We start from the raw sequence: 21,248 nt of genomic DNA on the forward strand, positions 1-21,248 counted from the left end.
AAGCACGGGTCAATCTGCGGGCAATATGACCTGTGGAAAAACCTTCACGTCATAAAGCATAAATCTGATATCTTTCTTCTTGAGTGAGATGAGAATAGTTCATTGAGCAACTTTGACTTTGGTCGGTCTGGAAGCAAAATGCTATCTCATCTTGCTTCCTGGCTAAATTAATCTCTGTTGCACTTCATCTGAGAATCTAAGCTTTATAAAAACCTTATAAAACACGATGCTTATAAGTAAAAATATAATGATGTCGAATAAAACAAATATCGGTATTGGTTTGGTTGCAGCAATACTGGTTGTTACTTATTTGGGTTTGGAACAAAACCAGCAAAAAATGAATCAGCTTCGCCCATTATTCAACCATCCTCAGAGCAAACTCCTCATACACAGCTTCCAAAACAATATGACACACAGCACCAAACCGCAGAGCCGGGTCAAGACAGCCAAAATCAAGCGGGTATACGTGTTATTCAAAAAGCTTATGAAAGCAAGTTAAGCAATATTCAGGTATGGGCTACCGGACGAGTCAAAGCGGTTTTAGCGGATGATAATAACGGTTCACGTCATCAAAAGTTTATTTTGGAATTGGGTAATGGGCAAACGGTATTGGTCGCTCACAATATTGATTTAAGTCCGCGTATTGATGGTTTGCAAAAGGGGGATGCAGTCGAGTTCTATGGGGAATATGAATACTCTGAAAAAGGTGGTGTAATTCACTGGACTCATCATGATCCACAACAAAGACATGTGGATGGTTGGTTGAATATAAAGGAAGAACCTATCAATAAAGGTTCTTCAGAAGGCTAAAACGATAATGGGTCTTAAATTGCGTTGATTTGCGATTTTTGACGTGTTTTATATTTTGGTAGTAGTTTGCTTAGATAAGAATTCATGCACCATGCAGGGCCAATGAGGAGGAATTGGAGGTCTTTGAAGAATGAAGGCTTTTTTTCTTCGACTTTGTGTCTGTAAAATTGCCCAATCCAGGCTAAAATGAAAAGCGCAATATAAAATCCTGTTCCTACAGGTAAAATAAAAATGAGCCATCCCATGACTGCAATAAGAGCAGTCATTGCGACAGCAAGGACTAAGTCTAGGCGTGCATAAAAGAGCAAAGTTAAAATCAAAAGTAGGGCTGTCAATAACGCGCTGAAATGAGCCAAAATGCCAATAATGGAAAACAGGATGGTGGGCACGCAAACCCAGTGAATGGCTTTGTTGGTTTTGTTCTGATGGCTCTCACTATATTCATCTAACCATTCTGTCATTGTTTTCATTTTTCACTCCAGTTTTTTATTGATGAGCATCCATCAATCTAAACCTTTTTTATTGAGATAAAATATAAACGAGAAAACAGTGCCGTTCAAAATTCAGCACCAGCAATTCATCACTCATATGATGCACGGTGGAGTGATGCTGCATCACAAAGTGAGGGAGAAGGCGGAGGGATTGCACTTTTGGCCAGGCATTAAAAAAGCCACAAGAGGTGGCTTTTAAGTCAAATGTATCAGGAGTCTGGCAAGTTCTTATGAATTTGGACCATCTACACGTTCGATATTCACTTTTGCAGTACCTGCATTGGTAATACCTAACTGTTTTGCAGCGCCATAAGACAAGTCTAGAACACGGTTACCATGGAATGGGCCACGATCGTTTACTTTTACGACTACGCTCTTACCATTGTTTTTATTGGTTACGCGAATATAACAGTTCAATGGCAAGCTACGGTGAGCTGCAGTCAAACCATTCATATCGTATGTTTCACCACTTGCAGTTTTACGGCCGTGGAATTGACGACCATACCAAGAAGCGGCACCAGTCTGGCTAAATTTACGTACTGTGTTAGATGCGACAGTATTTAGCTTTTCAATCACTGAAGGCTCATCGTTAGGGATTTCAATTTTCGAAGCAATGGTTTGACGACGAATTTTATCACCAGAACGCTCAGTGATTGAGAGGCTGTTTAAGTTTGAAAAGTGCGAGTTAAACGTTTGAGCATCTTTATTTAATACACGCGTGGCTAAACGTGAGTTGTCATGATCCGTATTGAATGATGACTGTACCAGTTCTGCTTGAGACTGACTCAGGGCAAAAGTGGCCGATAAGGCTAAAATATATTTTATTGAAGACTGCATTATTAAACTCCTAAAGACCGTTGCTTTTATTTCAATTAAGCGATTGAAAATTAAGCTATCAAGTCTGTTAATTCTCTTTTGCAACTACATTCGACGAGATGGATAATATTCATGCCAAGCTAAAGCTGTCTACTCTTTAATTAAAATAATTACAAAAACCACAGAAATACATCGTTTTTTGATCAAAATATGATCAATATTGTAACATTGTATGTAAAAGGTCTAATTTGTGAGCTAATTTATAAAAAAAATTATTGACTTTATTACTTTTTGGTAAAAGCCAGCCTTAACGGCTGGCGATTTCAGTGCCTAATTGCCATACCGCTGTGGCATACATTCGACTCTTGTTATACGTCGTAATCACCTGAAAATTTGGATAAGTAATATAGTAAATAGGGCCATAACTATCTTGAAGTTGAATAATATTTACCATATCCAGGTCATCAATTTTTACAATCGGATTGGTTGGAGTAATGCCTTGACTTTTTAAGGCACCATAGGGAGTAGGTTGTTCCAAATCTTTGGCAATAATAGAAGTAGGATTATTGCCGCTATAGCGGCCAGCAAAGCCGATCGGTTGGTTACGTTGCCATCCATGTTGGGCCAAATAGTTGGCAATAGAACCAATGGCATCCACGGCAGAATTTCTTAAGTCGATATGTCCATTTGCATCATAGTCCACCCCCAATTTCGTAATGTTACTCGGCATAAATTGCGGATAGCCAATGGCACCGGCATAGGATCCTACCACCGAGCTGGCAGGTACCCCATCTTTATAGGTCCATGCAATCAATGCCGCGAGTTCATCCTGAAAATATTGCGCACGACGTTCATAACCAAAACCTAGGGTCGCCAAGGCATCTCGGGTGATGAAATTGCCTTTATTGGCCCCAAAACCGGTTTCTACCCCTAAAATGCCTAAAATGACCGACTGTGGTACACCAAACTGCTGTTCGGCACGGTTTAAGGTATCGGCATACTGAGTTTTAAAGCGCACCCCACGCTGAATGGTGCTTTCGGCCATAAAATTGGTTTTATATTCGTACCAGGGCTTACTTTCCCCAGGGCGATTCATAATATTGATGATATTAGGCAGGTTTTTTGACCCATTCATGGCCCAGTCGACTTGTTCTGCACTTAAGCCATAGGTCTGCATGGTTTTTTGCTTAAAGCTGTTATAAGCAGGATCGTTGTAAAAATCATTGGCCTGGCAGAAACTGGTGATGGAAAGTGCACCGAGAAGTAAAGGAAGACGTTTCATTTTGTTATAAAAGTTGATACTTAACATATTACTCAAAGTTCCAAAAACATAATCAGTGTGTGTAAATCGACATCACGATGCTAAAAGACAGCATTACAAATATAATTGCCGAAAATCCATCTCATGAAAGATAACGGAATTTTTCTAAGGGGCTAAGATAGCATTGACCAAGGCTATATCAACAAGTATGCATACAAAAAAAGACAAACATGGAGAGACTGCGCGTAAATCCACCTCTCAGGCGGATACTCTAAGCCGGGCTTTATTATCCTGATCAGAACAATAAAAAAATTGAGCAATTTTCATCAATCTGACCTAATCTTTACATGACTTATCATAATACGAGCTATCTCGGTTTCGAGTAAGGAATTTAGTCACGATTGGACATTTTCAAATGGTGTTTGGTTGAAAAACCGTCAGTCTTTATCACTATTTAAAAAGTTAGAAATAGCACACTTACGTATCAATAATAGCTAAGGATGTGGAAGTTTAATCTTGCTCTTTATTCACCTTGCTATAGAAGTTGGAATAGGTAAAATTTAGGAATAAGTCATACTCTAAGAGAAAACAAAATCGGGCAGAATTCAACTTTCATCATCACTTTATATAGCAATAATCTGGATATAAAAATAAAAGGAAAAAAGTAATGCAGAAGATGTTTCTGAAATCAATACAGTAAAAATCGTAAAGTAGGAATTGAGTCAAGTTAAAGGCTCATAAAATGATGAATTCTTTATCATTTGAGCATGAAATTGGACAATAAAAAACCTAGCCATGGCTAGGTTTTCGATGGTTTTATAAATGCTTAAGCATGGAATAAAGTATCGTGATATTCAGCAAGTGCCTTCAACTCATCTTTATTCAGATTTGGAATGATTTTATCCACTGCAATATGCACGGCTTTAATCACTGCAGCAGAACCAAGATCTGCCGCTTTGCGTTTAATCATGCCTAAATCAAGGGTCTTGTTAAAGTCGCTCATAAAATGACGTACAGTCGCTTCAGCAAATTGCTTATACGATTCCGTGAGCGCTGCCTTATTGACGTCATTCCCGGCTTTGATTTCCGCATAACTATGCTTAAGATTAGTCACCAGGCTTGCATCTAATGACTCACCTACGCGGAAGTTGCCTTCAGCATCTTTAAACAAGCTTTTTTCAGAAAACTCAATCGATTGCTTGACCACATCATTTGAAGATTTACTCATTAACTGTTTCAATAAAACAGCAACGGTTGATTTGATATAACCCGCAAGTTTTTCAGCTGTATCACGTTTATCACTGGCTGGAAAACGACGCACAAGCTCAGTCAAAATAGCATCAATGATTTCTTCATTAATCAGCAATGCTGTTTTGTCGCGTAAAGGGTAAAGCGGTTCGCTGGAATTTCTCTTTTCCTGAGCTGTTTGAATACTGGTTAATAATTCTGCAGTCGGAATAAAACCAAAAAATGGCATGTTAAAAAACCTCAATATTCTTCATTTTATTGTCGCGCCAAACGAATGGGGCGAGGCATCCATGTCGCATCCGATACACGGCAAGGGTTGATGTCTAATCCGCCACGACGTGTATAAGTTGCATATACCATCAGTTTATCTGGAGCAAGGTTTTGCCAGATGTCGGCAAACATCTGTTCCACACATTGTTCATGGAATCCATTATGCTGACGGTAAGAAATAATATAAGCTAAAATACTGCGATAACAAGGTTTTTTACCCTGATATCGAATAAAAACTGTGCCCCAATCGGGCTGGCCAGTGACTGGGCAGTTACTGCGTAATAAATGCGAATAGAGTTGAACTTCAACTTGTTCACTATTTTCTGAATCTAACTTTAATAAAGTTGGGTCTGGATGATTCTCTAAGCGTTCAGGGCTTAAATCATCAATACAGATCCCTTCCGGTTGGGCAATGGTTAACTCATCGGTCTTAAATAGAGTCAGGGTGATAGGAGCGCCTGCTGCCGCAGATAAATCTTTTTCAACTGTTGCAATAAAAGCGTCTTTTGAATCAAATTGGGTGAAGTTCATACTATTAAAGTAGAGCTTTAATGATTTTGATTCGATCAGGTTGGGAGAAGATGCTGGCAAAGTGATACGACCAATCGCAACTTGAGGAATGCCGGTCGCATTGAGCCAGGAAATTTCAAAAACATGCCACCAGTCTTTACCTTGCTGAATGCCTTCAACATGGGCATATTTTTCACGCGCTTGTGCACGTGCAATGGGAAACAGAATATCGGGCTGATATTCTGTTGGATAATTGGTGTCTTTACCTAATAGAGAATGTTCTACACTCATTATTCACGCATTCCTGAACCACGAGAAAGTAAATAGTAAGCTATACCGTAAAGCACAACACAGCATAGGGTAATAACAGTCAATGAAATGGAAACATTGACATCACTATGACCCAGAATGCCGAAACGGAAGGCATTGACCATATATACGATCGGGTTAATTAAAGAGAGATTTTGCCAAAAAGGACTTAAAGCACTAATGGCATAGAATACACCACCTAAATAGGTGAGTGGAGTCAGCACAAAAGTGGGAATAATTGAAATATCATCAAATGATTTTGCATAAACTGCATTAATAAAACCACCTAATGAAAATAAGAAGGAGGTAATAAGTACTGTATATATAGTTACGAACCAGTTGGTAATATATAAGTCGGTAAAGAACATGCTCATGGCAGTCACAATAATGCCGACCAGTACACCACGACACACCCCACCAATCACATAGCCCCAAAGCACCATATGTAAAGGTACCGGACTCATAATCAGTTCTTCAATGCTTCTTTGGAATTTGGCACTAAAAAAACTGGAAGACACATTGGCATAGCTGTTGGTGATCACCGCCATCATGATCAGGCCAGGGACAATAAACTGCATATAGCTAAAGCCACCCATTTGGCCAATTCGAGAACCGACCAGATTACCGAAGATCACAAAGTACAGACTCATGGTAATGGCAGGCGGCAATAAGGTTTGTGGCCAGATGCGCATAAAACGGCGCACTTCTTTATGCACAAGGGTATAGAGCGCAACGCTGAGTTGATTAAAGTTCATTGCGCAGCTCCATCAAGATTTTTTTCGACCATTTTCACGAACAGTTCTTCCAGGCGGTTCGACTTGTTACGCATACTGCGGACTTGAATGCCTTGCGCTTCCAGAAGTTGAAACAGTTCGTTCAAGGTATGAGCTTTGTCCATAGTCACTGCTAAGGTGACAGGATCAATTAAATTAAAACGAACGCCGATAATTTCCAGATGCAGCGGTTGAATCGGTTCAACCAAGTCGAAAATAAAGGATTCTTCACTAAGCTGATTGAGGAAAGATTTCATGCTGGTATCTTCCTTAATTACACCGCGGTCGATAATGGCGATGCGACGGCACAGCATTTCAGCTTCTTCTAGATAATGCGTAGTCAGAATAATAGATGTGCCTTTTTCATTCATTTCTGTGAGGAAATCCCACATGGAACGACGCAGTTCAATATCGACCCCGGCAGTTGGTTCATCCAGAATCAGCAGTTTAGGCTGATGCATCATGGCACGGGCAATCATTAAGCGACGTTTCATCCCGCCAGAAAGCATGCGCCCCTGTATACCGCGTTTTTCCCATAAGCCTAATTTTTCCAGATATTCTTCAGCACGGCTTTCTGCAGTTTTTTTAGGGATACCGTAATAGCCGGCTTGAGTGACCAAAATATCAAAGGTTTTTTCAAACTGGCCAAAGTTAAATTCTTGCGGCACCACACCTAAGCATTGTTTTGCTGCTGAAGGATGGGTATCCAGATTGTGGCCAAAAATTTCCACTGTACCGGAGGTTTTTTTTGTCAGTGAGCTGATAATGCTGATGGTGGTTGATTTTCCTGCACCATTAGGACCAAGAAGGGCATAGAACTCACCATCGGGTACCGTTAAATTAATACCTTTAAGTGCCTGAAAACCGTTGCGATAGGTTTTAGATACGTCCTTCAAAGTCAATGCATCAGTCATGAAATTCTCACCTGGTGAATAGTATGAGTATTGTGAGTGATCTGGCTGAATAAACCAAGTAAATAAGCAGGAATTGTGTGTTGCAATTCTGGAACATTGATCAAAGTGTAAGCACAAAAAATGATGAGTTCTATATAGTTGCTTTACCTTGCTGATTTTTTTGTTATGATGTGCACGCGCGCTCATAGCTCAACTGGATAGAGTACAGGTCTCCGAAGCCTGTGGCGTGGGTTCGAGTCCCGCTGAGCGTACCACAAATTATTATAAAATCAATAACTTATATATACTTTGGCGTAATATTGGCGTAATCCATTTTTTTAGACAAGAAAAACCCTGCCATATTTTCCGGGGTCTACCTACTGCTTTTTTCAAATCTTCCGGCCTTTCATTTAACCAGTCAGATAATTTTTTCAAGTTCCATCTTCGGCCTTTTACAGTTTCTGTAACATACTTTGGTTTTGGGAATCCTTTTAAGCAAATAATAGATGCTTTGAAATATCCTTTTTCATAACTTAAAAATTCTGCCGCCTGATTATCTGTCAACCAAATGTCTGAAGGTGGTAGGGCAACAATAAAGTTACCCCTGTTTGCCATTGCTGTCATTGATTCACCTCTATACAACTTTCTATATCTGGCATCTTCATAAAAGTAATCCAATGCGTATTTACTGTTGATGTGGTGTCAGCATTCGATAAGCCCACAAGGTCAGCAGCCACCTGATCAACCAGAACATCAAGACGAGCCGGTTCAATTTTCACTAGGTCGATATTCAGCAGCGGAAAACAAGGAGCGAACAATTCAGGTTTAGTTTGAGCGTTCATGATAGGTCTCCATAAGTTGCCAATTGCATTGCAACTCTTTCCTTTTTCCCATTTAGCTAAAGCTTCTGCTTTTTCTTGCTCAAGCTTTTCTATTTCAGCTCTGCGCTCAGCTACAAGTTTGTAGAAATCTTGCTGCCAAGGGCCTTTATGAATCCAACCATAAAATTCAGTCCAACCAGGGTGACCACCAAGAATTCCATAAACCTCAATACAACCATGTGGCGCATTAATTCCCCCTAGTTTAATCTGAAAACCTTCAGGAACGACAAATATTTGGAATGTTTGTCCACGAGCATGGTGAGGAGAAAGAAGGTAGAGATTCCCATACTGAGCAGATTTAAATAAACCTGCATATTCATGTGCACCATTCATTTCCCTACCTCCATCTGAAACTTAACTACCTGCACAGCTTGACGATCTGCATCATCTGAACAGCTGCGAACTGTAAATAGGGTTGAAACAACGGTGATGCCAATTAAAGAAATAGCAGCAAACTCTTTTAAAACCGCCTTAACCTTGGCAACTTTATTTGCCTTAGCAATCTGCTCACTTGATGGTGGCTGTTGGTAAAGAATCCCTGTTGATGGGATGTGGCTAAACTCTGGGGTTTGACTATCCAAAAATATGAAGTTGTGCGATGCCACAGATCAGGCTGAAGTGTATATACGGAAGCCAAAGAATTGAATTTAAGAGCTCACTAAATAGGGGGCTTTTTTAATGCCCTGAGAAATGTTCTGTGTAAGCAATATCAGGGCACCTTATGGCGGCTTCCCTTATTCGTAGTGGTTTAAGATTAATTGCCGCCACTAGATTTTTTTTGATCACAAATTTATATAAAAAATTAACAACACAGAAAGATGGCACTTCTATAATTCTTTGGAAAAAAATAAAAAGAGTTATTGGAAATGTCTAAAATTTTTATATTAAAAGAAGTAAAAGCTATAAGTCGTTGTGGTATGAAGATAGTGGTAAAGCGGGTGTTTGAAAAGATTTTCAATGAATACGGAACAAAACCTGTATGTGTACCTTTGCCTCAAATAGTGATTAATGAAAAGGTGATTGGTCTAAATGATGAAAATACTTTTATTCATCCTGGAACAAAAAAAAGAGTTCAGGGTGACAAAAAATGAAGTAATGTTTAAATCAAAATTGCCATACCTTAAAAAGAAAAATAACCCAAAGTAGACGAGTAAAAACAGTTCCTGTGCATTCTCAATACTTTGTAAATCAAAGCATGGTGATATATTTTTTTTGCTCCAAAGAGAAAGTGCAATAAAAATAAAAAAGATGATACCCCGTACTAGTCCGCTTAGCTTCCCCAGGTTAAGCGGACTTTTTTAATATTTAACAAATAATTAATTATGTTTTTATAATATATTGATTTATTTTGTATTATCTTAATTTTTGGAATATTCAGCCAGTGAAAACTATTTGAATAGTGTACAAAATAACCAATAGAAACTGCTGTAGTTTCTGAATGACCTCCCAAGGTCCTTAGTTTATAAGCCCACATCACTTTCCTTGAGTGGGCTTTTTTTTTGCATGTGGGAAAGCTGTAGACCTTATTTAATTCCAATTCCCAATAGTACTGTATGTTTAGATTGTGAGTTGGGTGTAGGGAATTCAGTTAACAAGATGGTGGGGTATGATTAAGAGAATTATCAAATCTATTTTTTGTAAGCATGATTACAAGCTGATTCGAACTATTCATGGGGGATCAGATTAACCATTTAAATGCTCGCAGTGAGTGGCAATGTGGGAAGTGTAAATGGATTACATATGGTCGCTATTTAGATCGAATTAAATAAATCCTGTTTCACCATGATTAAAATATCCTGATGGTACCTTCACAAATGAAGGGACCATATCGTTGAGGGTAATATATGCTCCGATTCTTAATGTGTTTATTCGGCCTGCATGGTGCGACAGAAATCGATTACACGATTGATGATGAAGAAATTAAAGTGTGTCAGGATTGTTTGAAAGAGGTTAAGTAATAATTGATCAAAAAAAATGCGATTAATTAAATTAATAATCATGTTTTTTTTATTTTAATAATGTTGAAATAATTTAATCCTATATTTAGTGAAAACAAATAATAACTCCAAAAATTCTAAGGTATTAGTGGAATTAGGCCTGTTTAATTTGGGAGAGTTAAGCAGGTTTTTTATTGAAGATTTTTATATTTTGTCGAAAGTATTACGACATATAAGCCTCGTCATTCATATGTCGGGGCTTTTCTTTTTCTAGGATATGTATAAAAACCAAGGCATGAAAATACTCTGGTTTTTATTTATAAACTTTCATTTTTTATAGATTTGGTAGTTTTTGCTATTCATATATTTTAAATACATGTTTATAATACGCCAACGAATTGAAACGCTGTAGTTTCTCTTGTTTTAGTCCTATGCATCCCTCGCATGGGACTTTTTTTTTGGAAAAAATTATGCTCCAATTCTTAATGTGTTTATTCGGCCTGAATGGTGCAACAGAAATTGATTACACGGTTGATGATGAAGAAATCCAGGTGTGCCGGGATTGCTTGAAAGAAGTTGAATAATACCAAACCAGAAAACATAAGCCTGATCATTAATTTGATTGGGCTTTTTTATTGCCTAAAGGATAGTGAATCAATGAAAGCAAAACTACTAGCAGTTGGCTTGATGTGTGCAATTGGAATTGTAGGTTGTTCGCGTGATGCTCAAGTTGCTTCGCGTAACTTGTCATATGCAGCTGACAACTTTCAGCTAGATCCGCCGTATTGTTTTCTACAATGGCATCACTGGTGAATACATCTTAACAATTGAAGGTAAGTGTTCTTTTGATCCAGTTGGTGAGCGCAAAGTTGATGTGACTTGTAAGACTGGTGCGGATGAGTTCAAGAAACACTCATGAGGTATTTCCGATAATGTCACTTATTTCTCCGAGCAACTTAATGGCAAAGGTGTGAGTACATATCGCTATAAAGTTGATTTCAGACCAAGTACTGTAATTCCAGACGTTGATTTGAAATTACCAAAGTAACTTTTGCCGGACGTATTTAGTAGCAATGCTATTTTTTAGTACTTATAAAATAAGAAAATTTTAAATCTATCTGCCAAAAATTTTGATGATTGTTGCATATAAAACAGTAGTTCAACATTTTTTAGAAAAAAAATAAACAAGGCGCTGTATGTCTATTAAATAAGTGGTTGATATTATTGATAATGATAGTTGGCACATAAATTGAAATAGATACTGCAATATTTATTCAAGTCTCACATTGTTTTTACAAACGATATGAGGAGGAAGTTTTGCAGAATGTCGGCATCTATGCACAGTCTTATTTCTTTGTTGGCTTATCACGCACAACTTAGACCGAAAGCAATAGCACTCAGACATAAAAAATTAGGTCGATGGGAGCAATGGACCTGGCATGAATTACTAAAAAGAAGTGAAAAATATGCATCAGCATTGGATAAATTGGGTTTAAAAAAAGATCAGGTTTTTTTAATTTGTAGTAGTCCCAATGTTGATATTGTTGCAATCAGTCTGGCCATACAGGCATTAGGTGGCAAGGTTCAATTATTTGATCAAAGCTTTGAAAATTCCATTAAGCATGATTTTGTCAAATATTTAGCAGCATTAAAACCTGACTATATTTTAGTTGAGCAATTGGAGTGGCTGGTCTCAATCGAGTCTTTAAATTGCGATCCAGCGTATATTTTTTATCTTGAACAAAATAATCTGAAGCAGATTCAGCATGAACATATTGTCGATTTGACAAGTTTGCTAGCTGAAAATAAAACGCCATTGATTGATTTTAACAGTATAAATATTCCAGCTTCACAACTTGCATTTAGTTTTGAACATTTTGAAAACAATCAAAGATTCAGTATTGATTACTCACATCAAGATCTAATTCAGGAAGCAGAGTTACTGGTTCAAACCCATGAACTAAATGAAGATGAAGAAGCATTTATTGCTCGAGCATTTTCAAGTATTGGGCATATTCGTTATTTGTGGTCAGCATGGTTACTTGCTGGATTCAGCTTAAATATTCCTGAGACTTTGCAAACACGGGATCAGGATAGACAAGTGATCGCACCTACCTTGGTACTTGGAACGAAGTCAACTTATGAGCGTGTTGAACAGCTCATTATTCAACGTTTGCCACAATCAGGCAGTTGGCTCAGAAAAGCTTATTACACTGTATTACTGCAAGCTCAGCAGCAGTTACCGCTGAGTCTTCTCCAAAAAATTCTTCTTGGATTATTCAAACGAGCCATTTTGGAAGAGCTTGGATTTTCTCGATTAAAAACAGCTTTGATTGTAGGGGAAGGGCTTGATGAAATTACTCAACATTTTTACGAAAACTTAGGCGTAAAAGTAGAGTATTGGGGACAGCAGGCAGAATGGAATATCACCCAGTTTGCTGACTTTAATCATGAGACAACAGTAATTTCAGTCAGCGTAGTGCAGTAGGAGATGAGTATGACATCAATCACTACAACCTATTTAGAAGTCAAGGATATTGATCTGGCTTTTGGTACATCTAAAATACTGAAAAAACTGAGTTTTAAGGTAGATAAAGGACATATTTGTTCTTTGATCGGGCCGAACGGTGCAGGAAAAAGTTCTGTTATTAACATTATAAACGGTATTTACCAGCCACAGTCGGGCCAGATTATTTTGTCAGGAAAACTGCTTAATCATTACAAAGCGAAGCATGCACCGCATTTAGGAATCGCTCGGACCTTTCAAAATCTGGCTTTATTTAAACAAATGTCGGTATTGGATAATGTCCTGGCGGGGCGAGTATTAAAAAGTAAGTATTCGTTATTTGCTGCCATTTTATCGTTACCACAAGCTAAAAAAAATGATGATGAGCAACGTCATAAAGTCGAAGAAATTTTAAAACTGCTTAATTTGCAGGAATATCGTGAGCAGATTGTCAGTACCTTATCGTATGGCTTGCAAAAACGGGTTGAACTAGCACGTGCTTTGGCAGCTGAGCCTGAGTTATTGCTTTTGGATGAGCCAATGGCGGGTATGAATCATGAAGAAAAGCAAAGTATTGCTAATTTTATTCAAAAGATAAACCAGTGTTTGGGAATCACTATTTTAATGATTGAGCATGATTTAGGTGTGGTTATGAATATTTCGGATCACATTGTTGTACTGGACTATGGGCAAAAAATTGCAGACGGCTCAGCAGCAGATATTCAGGCACATCCAGAGGTGTTGAGTGCTTATCTGGGAATGCAAGAGATTGACGCCAGTTAAATACATAAAAATTCATTAAAAAATTGAGGTCTATTTCATGTCTTTCTTTCTTGAAGTATTACTCGGTGGGACTTTCGCAGGGGTTATGTACTCTTTAGTCGCCATCGGTTTTGTGTTGATTTATCGTGCATCTGGAGTATTTAACTTTGCTCAGGGAGCGTTAGTACTTTTTGCTGCATTGACCTTTGTTAATTTAACAGAGCTCGGCATTCCATTCGTTGTCGCATTCATTGTGACTTTATTCTCGATTTTTATTTTAGTTTTGCTGATTGATGCATTGATTTTACGGCATTTGATTAACCGCTCTGTGATTACCTTATTTATGGCAACGCTGGGATTAAGTTATGTCATTGAGGGTGTTGCACAAACCGTATGGGGAACACAGGTTCATGGTCTAGATCTGGGAATTTCTGACACCCCTATTGATGTCTTTGGAATTATGCTCAGCAAATTTGATCTTTTTGCGACTGCGATAGCAGGAAGTTTAGTCATCATTTTATCTTTACTTTTTAGCAAGACACGTTTTGGTATTTCCCTTAGAGCAGTTGCCGATGATCCACTTGCAGCTCAGTCAATTGGGATTCAGCTCAATAAAATTTGGATTCTCGTCTGGACTGTAGCAGGCTTTGTTGCATTAGTTGCAGGTCTATTGTGGGGAGCTCGTTTAGGTGTGCAATTCTCATTATCACTGGTTGTACTGAAAGCATTACCGGTGTTGATCATCGGTGGCTTTACTTCAATTTCAGGCGCTATTGTGGCAGGGCTTATTGTTGGTGCAAGTGAAAAGCTCGCAGAAATCTATTTAGGCGGATTAATTGGTTCAGGTATAGAAAATTGGTTCCCATACTTACTCGCTATCCTATTTCTATTGGTACGACCAACAGGCTTGTTCGGTCAGCAGCAAGTTGCGAGGGTCTAATATATGTTTCTTTTTAGTCAATCAGGACAATATTCTCAGCATTATCAAGATGAACAGCGTATTTTTCGTTTAAAAGAACATCGTATTTTGTTCTATTTTGGTCTGTTAATCGCTTTTGTCTTCCTGCCTTTTGTGGGTTCGGACTATTTGTTTAATGCCATTTTAGTCCCTTATTTAGTGTTGGCACTAGCAGGTTTAGGGTTGAATATTTTGACTGGCTATGCAGGGCAATTGTCATTAGGATCTGCGGCGTTTATGGCTGTGGGAGCATTTGCAACTTATAACCTGGAGTTACGTGTTCCTCAATTGCCGTTACTGCTGAGTATTCTCTTGGGGGGACTTATTTCCGCTGTCTTTGGGATTTTGGTGGGTTTGCCTAGTTTGAGAATTAAAGGATTTTATTTAATTGTTTCTACGCTGGCTGCTCAATTTTTTGTTCCCTGGTTATTCACGCAGTATGGCTGGTTCACTAATCACAATGCTTCAGGGGTGATTTCTGTCCCACCTATGGAAATATTGGGTTATTCGCTGAGTAGTCCGGCTGAACATTATTTGCTGACATTGAGCATTGTGGTCGTACTGACTTTTTTAGCCCGCAATCTTATACAAAGTCAATATGGGCGGAATTTTAGAGCCGTCCGAGACATGGAAACAGCTGCCGTCACTATTGGTATCCCAGTCGGAAGAACCAAGTTACTAGCATTTGCCATCAGTTCCTTTTATCTCGGAATTGCCGGTGCACTGTGGGCCTTTGCCTATCTTGGAACAATTGAAGCGAATGGACTTGATCTGAACCGCTCATTTCAAATTCTATTCATCATTATTATTGGTGGGCTAGGCAGTTTAGCAGGCAGCTTCTATGGTGCCGCTTTTATTGTATTGCTTCCGATTTTTTTGAGTGTATTTGGCCAAGCTATTTTTGGTCAGGGGATTGACCAGGCGCTATTACAAAATCTGCAAAAAATTATTTTTGGTGCTTTGATTATTTATTTCCTCATCAAAGAGCCTGAAGGTCTGAGCCGTTTATTACGCATGCTTTATCAACGATTAAGAGCCTGGCCATTACGTTATTAATTACTTTGAATGAATTCCATTGATTTACTTATCTATTTAGAGGCATAAAATGAAATTGTTTAAATCCTTATGGTTCTGGTTGGTTGCTATTGCGATCATCCTTGTAATCATTGTTTTGGTCACCAAAAAGGATAAACCTGAACAACCATTAGAAAAAGCACCAGCACAGGCACAAGCAACTGCTGTAGAACCAGCACAATTGTCAGATCAGAATGCACAATATTTCCCATTGCAGAGTTACCGTGTTGGTCCTTATGCATCAGGTGGAACAGGTTTCTTTGGCGGCTTTATTGATTATCTCAAAGCGATTAATGCCAAAGGCGGCGTGAATGGTGTAAAGATGGTCTGGTCAGAATGTGAAACCGAATATGTTGTTGAAAAAGGGGTTGAGTGCTATGAACGTTTGAAAAAAGGTTTAAATGGAGCACCAGCAGCAGCTACCAATCCATTATCTGTGGGAATTGCCTATGCAACACTAGAACGTTCTACAAAAGATAAATTGCCGTTGATTACCATTAACCATGGTCGTACAGATTCTACAGATGGTCGTGTATTCCCTTATGTATTTCCCTTGCAGTTAAATCCATATAGTGAAGTATCTGCCATTGTGAATTATTTAGGACAACAAAGTGGTGGAATTGAAAATCTTAAAGGCAAGAAAATTGTCGTGCTTTACCATGGATCACCTTATGGTAAAGAAACAATCCCTGTAATTGATATTTTATCTAAAAAATATGGTTTTGAAGTCACCCATATTGAAGTACCGCATCCAGGGAATGAGCAGCAATCACAATGGTTGAACATTCGACGCATTCAGCCAGACTGGGTTATTTTACGGGGCTGGGGTGTAATGAATCCCGTTGCTTTAAAAACGGCACAAAAAGTTGGCTATCCAACAAATAAAATTATTGGGAATATCTGGTCAAACTCTGAAGAAGATGCAGCGCCAGCAGGTAATGCTGCAAATGGCTTTATTTCTATCACAACCCATCCATCAGGAACGAATTTCCCAGTATTACAAGAAATCAAATCTTTAGTTTTAGATAAAGGACAATCAGATCTAGCTGATAAAAAACGTTTTGGTACGGTTTATTATAACCTTGGCGTTGTGAATGGTATTTTAAATGTAGAAGCTGTTCGTGTAGCTCAAGAAAAATTTGGTAAGCGTCCTTTAACGGGTGAAGAAGTTCGCTGGGGCTTTGAAAACATTCATTTAACAGATGAGCGTTTAAAAGAACTCGGTGCCTATGGTTTGGTACAACCTTTAAAACTGTCCTGTGAAGATCACGAAGGTGGTGGAGCAGTGCGTTTCCAACAGTGGGATGGGCAATCTTGGAAAGTGATTAGTGACTGGGTACAGGCAGATCGTGAATTATTGCGCCCTATCATTGAAAAATCGTCACAACAATATGCTAAAGAACAGGGTATTACTGTCCGGAACTGTGCTACTGAAGGTTAAGAGAGGGATTGAGGCATGTCCGGATTATCAAACACGATTGAATCAGCCAAAACTGGGCCGCTATTAAATGTCAAAGATATTGAAGTTGTTTATGAAGAAAGCATTTTAGCTGTAAAACAAGTCAGTTTGACTGTACCTAAAGGTTCAGTTGTAGCCTTATTAGGTGCAAATGGCGCAGGGAAAAGTACGACACTCAAAGCAATATCGCAGCTGATTTTTGCAGATAATGGAAAAATTCAGCAAGGTGAGATCGAATATCAGGGAGAGTCAATCCGTGGTAAAAATCCGAGTGATATTGTGAAAAAAGGCTTGGTTCAAGTTCTTGAAGGCAGGCATTGTTTTGCACATTTAACAGTGGATGAAAATCTACGGACAGGCGGCTTTATACAACACTTATCTACGAAAAAACTCAATCAGGCTTTGGAAAAAATTTATCATTATTTTCCAAGACTGGCTGATAAAAAGCAGACATTAGCTGGTTATACTTCAGGTGGAGAACAACAAATGTTGGCCATCGGTCGGGCATTGATGACTGAGCCTGAATTGGTTTTACTGGATGAACCATCTATGGGATTAGCACCAAAAATCAGTTATGAAATTTTCGAGTTAATTCAACAATTACGTCAGCAGCAAGGAACAAGTTTTCTGGTTGCAGAGCAAAATATACGTTTGGCACTTGAATATACAGATTATGCTTATGTAATTGACAATGGATCAGTTTATGCTTCAGGCCAAACAAGGGAATTGTATGAAACAGGCGAAATTCAAAAGGCCTATTTAGGTAAAGCAGTATGATTCTGTGGATAACAGTTCTTTAAGTCATATTTCAAGGTAACTTGAAATATGCTGCTAAGTTTTATAAAAAAGCGCTGATTTATCAGCGCTTTTTTTTGTATGACAAAATGAATAAGTGTTGTTAGGGGAACACTATTCCAACAAATAATGTATTTAAGAAGAAATAGGTTTTAATATTATTTTATTTAAATTATTGAAATATAAGTATAAATATATTGGCATGATTTTCGCGTATATAAACCTAAACAGAATACTGATTTATGTATTTTAAGCCCAATTCAGGTTATTTATGATGAGTTTAATATCTTCTTTTCACCCTTTAAAGCTAGTGGCTGTTACAGGCTCAGCTCAAACACCTTCAAAAACAGAAGCATTGGTCGATGCAATATTAGCTGAGTTACAGCAACACATTGATATCGAAATAAAATATGTAAAATTAAGTGAAATTGGTCATTTAGTGAATGGTGCCACCAGACGGGATTTACTTGCAACTGAAGTTCAGGATGCACTTGATCTTATTGAAACAGCAGATGCTTTGATTGTGGCTAGTCCAGTATACCGGGCTTCATATACGGGGTTATTTAAACATTTGTTCGACTATGTCGATCAATTTGCATTAGTTGATAAGCCAGTATTATTGGCTGCATCTGGGGGCAGTGAGCGTCATGCCTTAATGCTTGATCATCAATTTCGTCCCCTATTCAGCTTTTTTCAAGCCCAGATTTTACCTATAGGCGTGTTTGCAACAGACAAAGATTTCGAAAATTATCAAATCGTAGATCAATTATTGATTGAAAGAATCAAACTTGCTGTGAGCCGCTCAATTCCCCAATTGTTATTTGCCAGCAATTTAGCTTTTAGTAGTAAAGATCAGGATGAGAAATATATTAAGTTTAATCAATATATTAGCGATAATCGCACGCCCTATTTCTTAAACATATTCAAAATTTAAAAGTGACCCAAAATGTGGGTTAGTTCTTATCTATTTAATTTATTTTCTAATGATACAAATTAAGGAGTTTTAACATGGCTATAGAAAATACGAATAATTCTCACGACATCCGTTTTGCATATTGGGTGCCTAATGTTAGTGGTGGCCTTGTAGTCAGTAATATTGAACAACGTACTGAGTGGAATATTGATTATAACCGTCGTTTGGCACAGGTTGCAGAAAAAAGTGGTTTTGATTATGCATTGTCTCAAATCCGTTTTACTGCGGGTTATGGTGCTGAATTTCAGCATGAATCAGTTTCATTCAGTCATGCAATTTTGGCTGCAACTGAAAAATTAAAAGTCATTGCAGCTATTTTACCTGGTCCTTGGAAACCCGCATTAGCTGCGAAACAGTTGGCAACAATTGATCATTTAACTCAAGGCCGTATCGCTATCAACGTGGTCAGTGGCTGGTTTCAGGGGGAGTTTGATGCGATTGGTGAAGAATGGCCTACGCATGATGAACGCTATGCCCGTTCTGAAGAGTTTATTCGCGCCTTAAAAGGAATCTGGACTCAAGATAACTTTAATTTTAAGGGTAAATATTATCAGTTCAAAGATTACACATTGAAGCCAAAACCATTGCAGCAACCGCACCCAGAAATCTTCCAAGGCGGGAGCTCACGTGCTGCACGAGATATGGCATCAAGAGTATCGGACTGGTACTTTACCAATGGAAATACGGTTGAAGGTATCGAAGCACAAATTCAGGATATTCGTGAAAAAGCTCAAAAAAATAATCATCAAGTCAAGATTGGTGTGAATGCTTTTATTATTGCTCGAGATACGGAAGAAGAAGCAAGAGCTGTTCTACAGGAAATCATAGATAAAGCCAACCCAGAAGCGGTTCATGCATTTGGTGATGCAACGCGTCAGGCTGGTGCAGCCAGTCCAGAGGGTGAAGGTAACTGGGCAAAATCAACTTTTGAAGACCTGGTGCAGTATAACGATGGCTTTAAAACCAATCTTATTGGAACACCGCAGCAAATTGCTGAGCGTATTGTTGCATTAAAAGCGGCGGGTGTAGATCTGATCTTGTCTGGTTTTTTACACTTTATTGAAGAAGTTGAATACTTTGGAGCAAAAGTTCTGCCTCTAGTGCGTGAACTGGAAGCACAAGAAAAAGAGAAAATTAAGGCAGCGGGTTAAAATTAGCCAAATCAACCATAAGAAAATTCTATTTTTAACATCTTGTTTAAAGATGTATACAGGAAGCAGATATGACAACTTTGCAAAATATTACTGATTTAAACCATAGTGCGGATTATGAAGTACTTGCACAAAAATATCGTCCCATTTTTACTAAAATTGCAGAAGGGACAGTACAGCGTGAACAGGATCGTATTTTACCTTTTGAGCAGATCAATTGGCTAAAAAAAGCAGGTTTTGGAGCAGTCCGTGTACCAGTTGAACATGGAGGGGATGGTGCTTCTATTCCTCAATTGTTTAAGCTTTTAATTGAGTTGTCTAAAGCGGATTCCAATGTAACTCAGGCATGGCGTGGTCATTTTGCATTCGTAGAAGATCGACTGAATGCGCATCGGGATATAGATCAGAGCCATTGGTTTCAGCGTTTTACTGATGGTGAAATCATTGGTAATGCCTGGACAGAAGTTGGTCCGGTAAAAATTGGTGATGTGATTACCAAGGTCTTTCAGGAAGGTGAAAAATGGTTAGTCAGTGGAAAAAAATATTACACTACTGGTAGTATTTTTGCGGATTGGTTAGATTTATATGCTCAAGATGCTGATACGGGTGAATCTGTTATTGCTGCAACTCGTACAGCACAGCACGGGGTGAAAATCGAAGATGACTGGGATGGTTTTGGTCAACGAACTACGGGAAGCGGAACGACAATCTTACTGAATGCTGAAGTAGATGAGATTATTCCATTTGATACTAGATTCAAATATCAAACCGCATTTTATCAGTTATTTCATCTATCTACACTTGCAGGTATTGCACACGCAGCTGTTGAAGAATTTAGTCATCAAGTCCGCCAGAGGACACGCGTGTTCAGTCATGGTAATGGGAATCGTGTGGATCAGGATGTTCAAGTTCTGCAAGTCATTGGGAAGGCATCTGCTCAGGCCTATGCAGCTGAAGCTATAGCTTTACAAGCTGCCAGAGCATCTCAGCAGGCATATCAATCACATTTTTCTCTGGATCAGGAATCTGAAAAACAAGCTAATCTTCTGGCCGAGATAGAATCTGCACAAGGACAAGTTGTGATTTCAGATTTGGTACTAGAGCTCACCAGTAATTTGTTTAATGCATTGAGTGCATCAGCAGCGAGTCGTGAAAAATCCTTAGATCGTTTCTGGCGTAACGCTCGTACAGTGTCTTCTCATAATCCACTTATTTATAAAGAAAAAATTATAGGGGACTGGGAAGTTAATGGAACAGAACCGATTTATGTATGGCAAATAGGTGGTGGAAGTAAAGAATAGAATCAAAGTTCTCAATAGTAGAACATGCAGCTCTAGGTGAAAATCAGAGTTGCATGTTTAAAATTCTATA

Annotated in this window: 21 protein-coding genes, 1 tRNA gene and 2 pseudogenes; 14 read left to right on the forward strand and 10 right to left on the reverse strand. The window is 38.5% G+C overall.

All coding sequences use genetic code 11. The features are described 5' to 3' along the window. Positions 1-250 precede the first annotated feature (250 nt). Positions 251-791: pseudogene (locus WAE57_RS09855) on the forward strand (DUF3465 domain-containing protein). 33 nt (positions 792-824) lie between these two features. Here WAE57_RS09855 and WAE57_RS09860 read toward each other — a convergent pair. The 7 genes from WAE57_RS09860 to WAE57_RS09890 form a co-directional block, all read right to left on the reverse strand. Next, on the reverse strand, positions 825-1,280 hold the full coding sequence (locus tag WAE57_RS09860; protein WP_337710515.1) for an Mpo1-like protein: 456 nt from the start codon (positions 1,278-1,280) through the stop codon (positions 825-827). A 249-nt stretch (positions 1,281-1,529) separates the two neighbouring features. Continuing rightward, positions 1,530-2,138: a septal ring lytic transglycosylase RlpA family protein gene (locus tag WAE57_RS09865; protein WP_086175305.1), complete on the reverse strand. Its 609-nt coding sequence runs from the start codon at positions 2,136-2,138 to the stop codon at positions 1,530-1,532. A 286-nt stretch (positions 2,139-2,424) separates the two neighbouring features. Then, positions 2,425-3,426, reverse strand: coding sequence for a lytic murein transglycosylase B (gene mltB / locus WAE57_RS09870; protein ID WP_337710516.1), 1,002 nt, complete (start codon positions 3,424-3,426; stop codon positions 2,425-2,427). A 778-nt stretch (positions 3,427-4,204) separates the two neighbouring features. Further along, positions 4,205-4,855: a hypothetical protein gene (locus tag WAE57_RS09875; protein WP_237787919.1), complete on the reverse strand. Its 651-nt coding sequence runs from the start codon at positions 4,853-4,855 to the stop codon at positions 4,205-4,207. A 26-nt stretch (positions 4,856-4,881) separates the two neighbouring features. Continuing rightward, positions 4,882-5,697 (reverse strand): NADPH-dependent 7-cyano-7-deazaguanine reductase QueF, encoded by an 816-nt coding sequence (gene queF / locus WAE57_RS09880; protein ID WP_337710517.1) that lies wholly within the window; start codon positions 5,695-5,697, stop codon positions 4,882-4,884. Then, positions 5,697-6,470 carry an ABC transporter permease gene (locus WAE57_RS09885; protein WP_086199852.1) on the reverse strand — a complete coding sequence of 258 codons (774 nt, stop codon included), beginning with the start codon at positions 6,468-6,470 and terminating at the stop codon, positions 5,697-5,699. Before WAE57_RS09885 ends, queF begins: the two co-directional genes overlap by 1 nt. Further along, positions 6,467-7,402 carry an ABC transporter ATP-binding protein gene (locus WAE57_RS09890; RefSeq protein ID WP_337710518.1) on the reverse strand — a complete coding sequence of 312 codons (936 nt, stop codon included), beginning with the start codon at positions 7,400-7,402 and terminating at the stop codon, positions 6,467-6,469. The genes WAE57_RS09885 and WAE57_RS09890 overlap by 4 nt, the downstream gene beginning before the upstream one ends. Positions 7,403-7,580: 178 nt before the next feature. Between WAE57_RS09890 and WAE57_RS09895 the strand changes: the two genes are divergently transcribed. Beyond that, positions 7,581-7,656: transfer RNA gene (locus WAE57_RS09895), tRNA-Arg, on the forward strand. 85 nt (positions 7,657-7,741) lie between these two features. Here WAE57_RS09895 and WAE57_RS09900 read toward each other — a convergent pair. The 3 genes and pseudogenes from WAE57_RS09900 to WAE57_RS09910 all read right to left on the reverse strand — a co-directional run. Next, positions 7,742-8,005 (reverse strand): annotated as a pseudogene (locus WAE57_RS09900) (hypothetical protein); the annotation flags it as partial. Continuing rightward, the gene (locus WAE57_RS09905) at positions 8,002-8,595 is read right to left on the reverse strand and encodes a hypothetical protein (protein ID WP_337710519.1); all 594 of its coding nucleotides are present in this window, start codon (positions 8,593-8,595) and stop codon (positions 8,002-8,004) included. The pseudogene WAE57_RS09900 and the gene WAE57_RS09905, both read right to left, overlap by 4 nt. Beyond that, entirely contained in the window at positions 8,592-8,867 is a 276-nt protein-coding gene (locus tag WAE57_RS09910) for a hypothetical protein (RefSeq protein WP_337710520.1), read from the reverse strand. The genes WAE57_RS09905 and WAE57_RS09910 overlap by 4 nt, the downstream gene beginning before the upstream one ends. Positions 8,868-8,983: 116 nt before the next feature. On the opposite strand from WAE57_RS09910, the gene WAE57_RS09915 reads away from it, so the two are divergent. From WAE57_RS09915 to WAE57_RS09970, 12 genes are all read left to right on the forward strand, one after another. Then, positions 8,984-9,136 (forward strand): hypothetical protein, encoded by a 153-nt coding sequence (locus WAE57_RS09915; protein ID WP_237787877.1) that lies wholly within the window; start codon positions 8,984-8,986, stop codon positions 9,134-9,136. Then, positions 9,129-9,353, forward strand: coding sequence for a hypothetical protein (locus WAE57_RS09920; protein WP_337710521.1), 225 nt, complete (start codon positions 9,129-9,131; stop codon positions 9,351-9,353). The genes WAE57_RS09915 and WAE57_RS09920 overlap by 8 nt, the downstream gene beginning before the upstream one ends. Before the next feature lie 1,503 nt (positions 9,354-10,856). Next, a complete protein-coding gene (locus tag WAE57_RS09925) occupies positions 10,857-11,012 on the forward strand; it encodes a hypothetical protein (protein ID WP_337710522.1) in 156 nt (51 codons plus the stop codon). A 511-nt stretch (positions 11,013-11,523) separates the two neighbouring features. After that, a complete protein-coding gene (locus WAE57_RS09930) occupies positions 11,524-12,687 on the forward strand; it encodes an AMP-binding protein (protein WP_337710523.1) in 1,164 nt (387 codons plus the stop codon). A 3-nt stretch (positions 12,688-12,690) separates the two neighbouring features. Further along, positions 12,691-13,488: an ABC transporter ATP-binding protein gene (locus WAE57_RS09935; protein WP_347343743.1), complete on the forward strand. Its 798-nt coding sequence runs from the start codon at positions 12,691-12,693 to the stop codon at positions 13,486-13,488. 37 nt (positions 13,489-13,525) lie between these two features. After that, positions 13,526-14,407, forward strand: a complete 882-nt coding sequence (locus WAE57_RS09940) for a branched-chain amino acid ABC transporter permease (RefSeq protein ID WP_237787873.1) — start codon at positions 13,526-13,528, stop codon at positions 14,405-14,407. A gap of 3 nt (positions 14,408-14,410) precedes the next feature. Next, positions 14,411-15,481 (forward strand): branched-chain amino acid ABC transporter permease, encoded by a 1,071-nt coding sequence (locus WAE57_RS09945; protein ID WP_337710525.1) that lies wholly within the window; start codon positions 14,411-14,413, stop codon positions 15,479-15,481. Positions 15,482-15,530: 49 nt separating this feature from the next. After that, positions 15,531-16,940, forward strand: a complete 1,410-nt coding sequence (locus WAE57_RS09950) for an ABC transporter substrate-binding protein (protein WP_337710526.1) — start codon at positions 15,531-15,533, stop codon at positions 16,938-16,940. 15 nt (positions 16,941-16,955) lie between these two features. Next, positions 16,956-17,735 (forward strand): ABC transporter ATP-binding protein, encoded by a 780-nt coding sequence (locus tag WAE57_RS09955; RefSeq protein WP_337710527.1) that lies wholly within the window; start codon positions 16,956-16,958, stop codon positions 17,733-17,735. 292 nt (positions 17,736-18,027) lie between these two features. Then, complete coding sequence (gene msuE, locus WAE57_RS09960; RefSeq protein WP_337710528.1) at positions 18,028-18,687, forward strand: FMN reductase; 660 nt, start codon at positions 18,028-18,030, stop codon at positions 18,685-18,687. 74 nt (positions 18,688-18,761) lie between these two features. Continuing rightward, on the forward strand, positions 18,762-19,877 hold the full coding sequence (gene sfnG, locus WAE57_RS09965) for a dimethylsulfone monooxygenase SfnG (protein ID WP_237787869.1): 1,116 nt from the start codon (positions 18,762-18,764) through the stop codon (positions 19,875-19,877). Between the two features lie 71 nt (positions 19,878-19,948). Beyond that, positions 19,949-21,178 (forward strand): monooxygenase, encoded by a 1,230-nt coding sequence (locus tag WAE57_RS09970; protein ID WP_337710529.1) that lies wholly within the window; start codon positions 19,949-19,951, stop codon positions 21,176-21,178. The last annotated feature ends 70 nt before the right edge of the window (positions 21,179-21,248 follow it).

This window comes from Acinetobacter sp. NS-4 (assembly GCF_037402435.1).
Lineage (GTDB): Bacteria > Pseudomonadota > Gammaproteobacteria > Pseudomonadales > Moraxellaceae > Acinetobacter.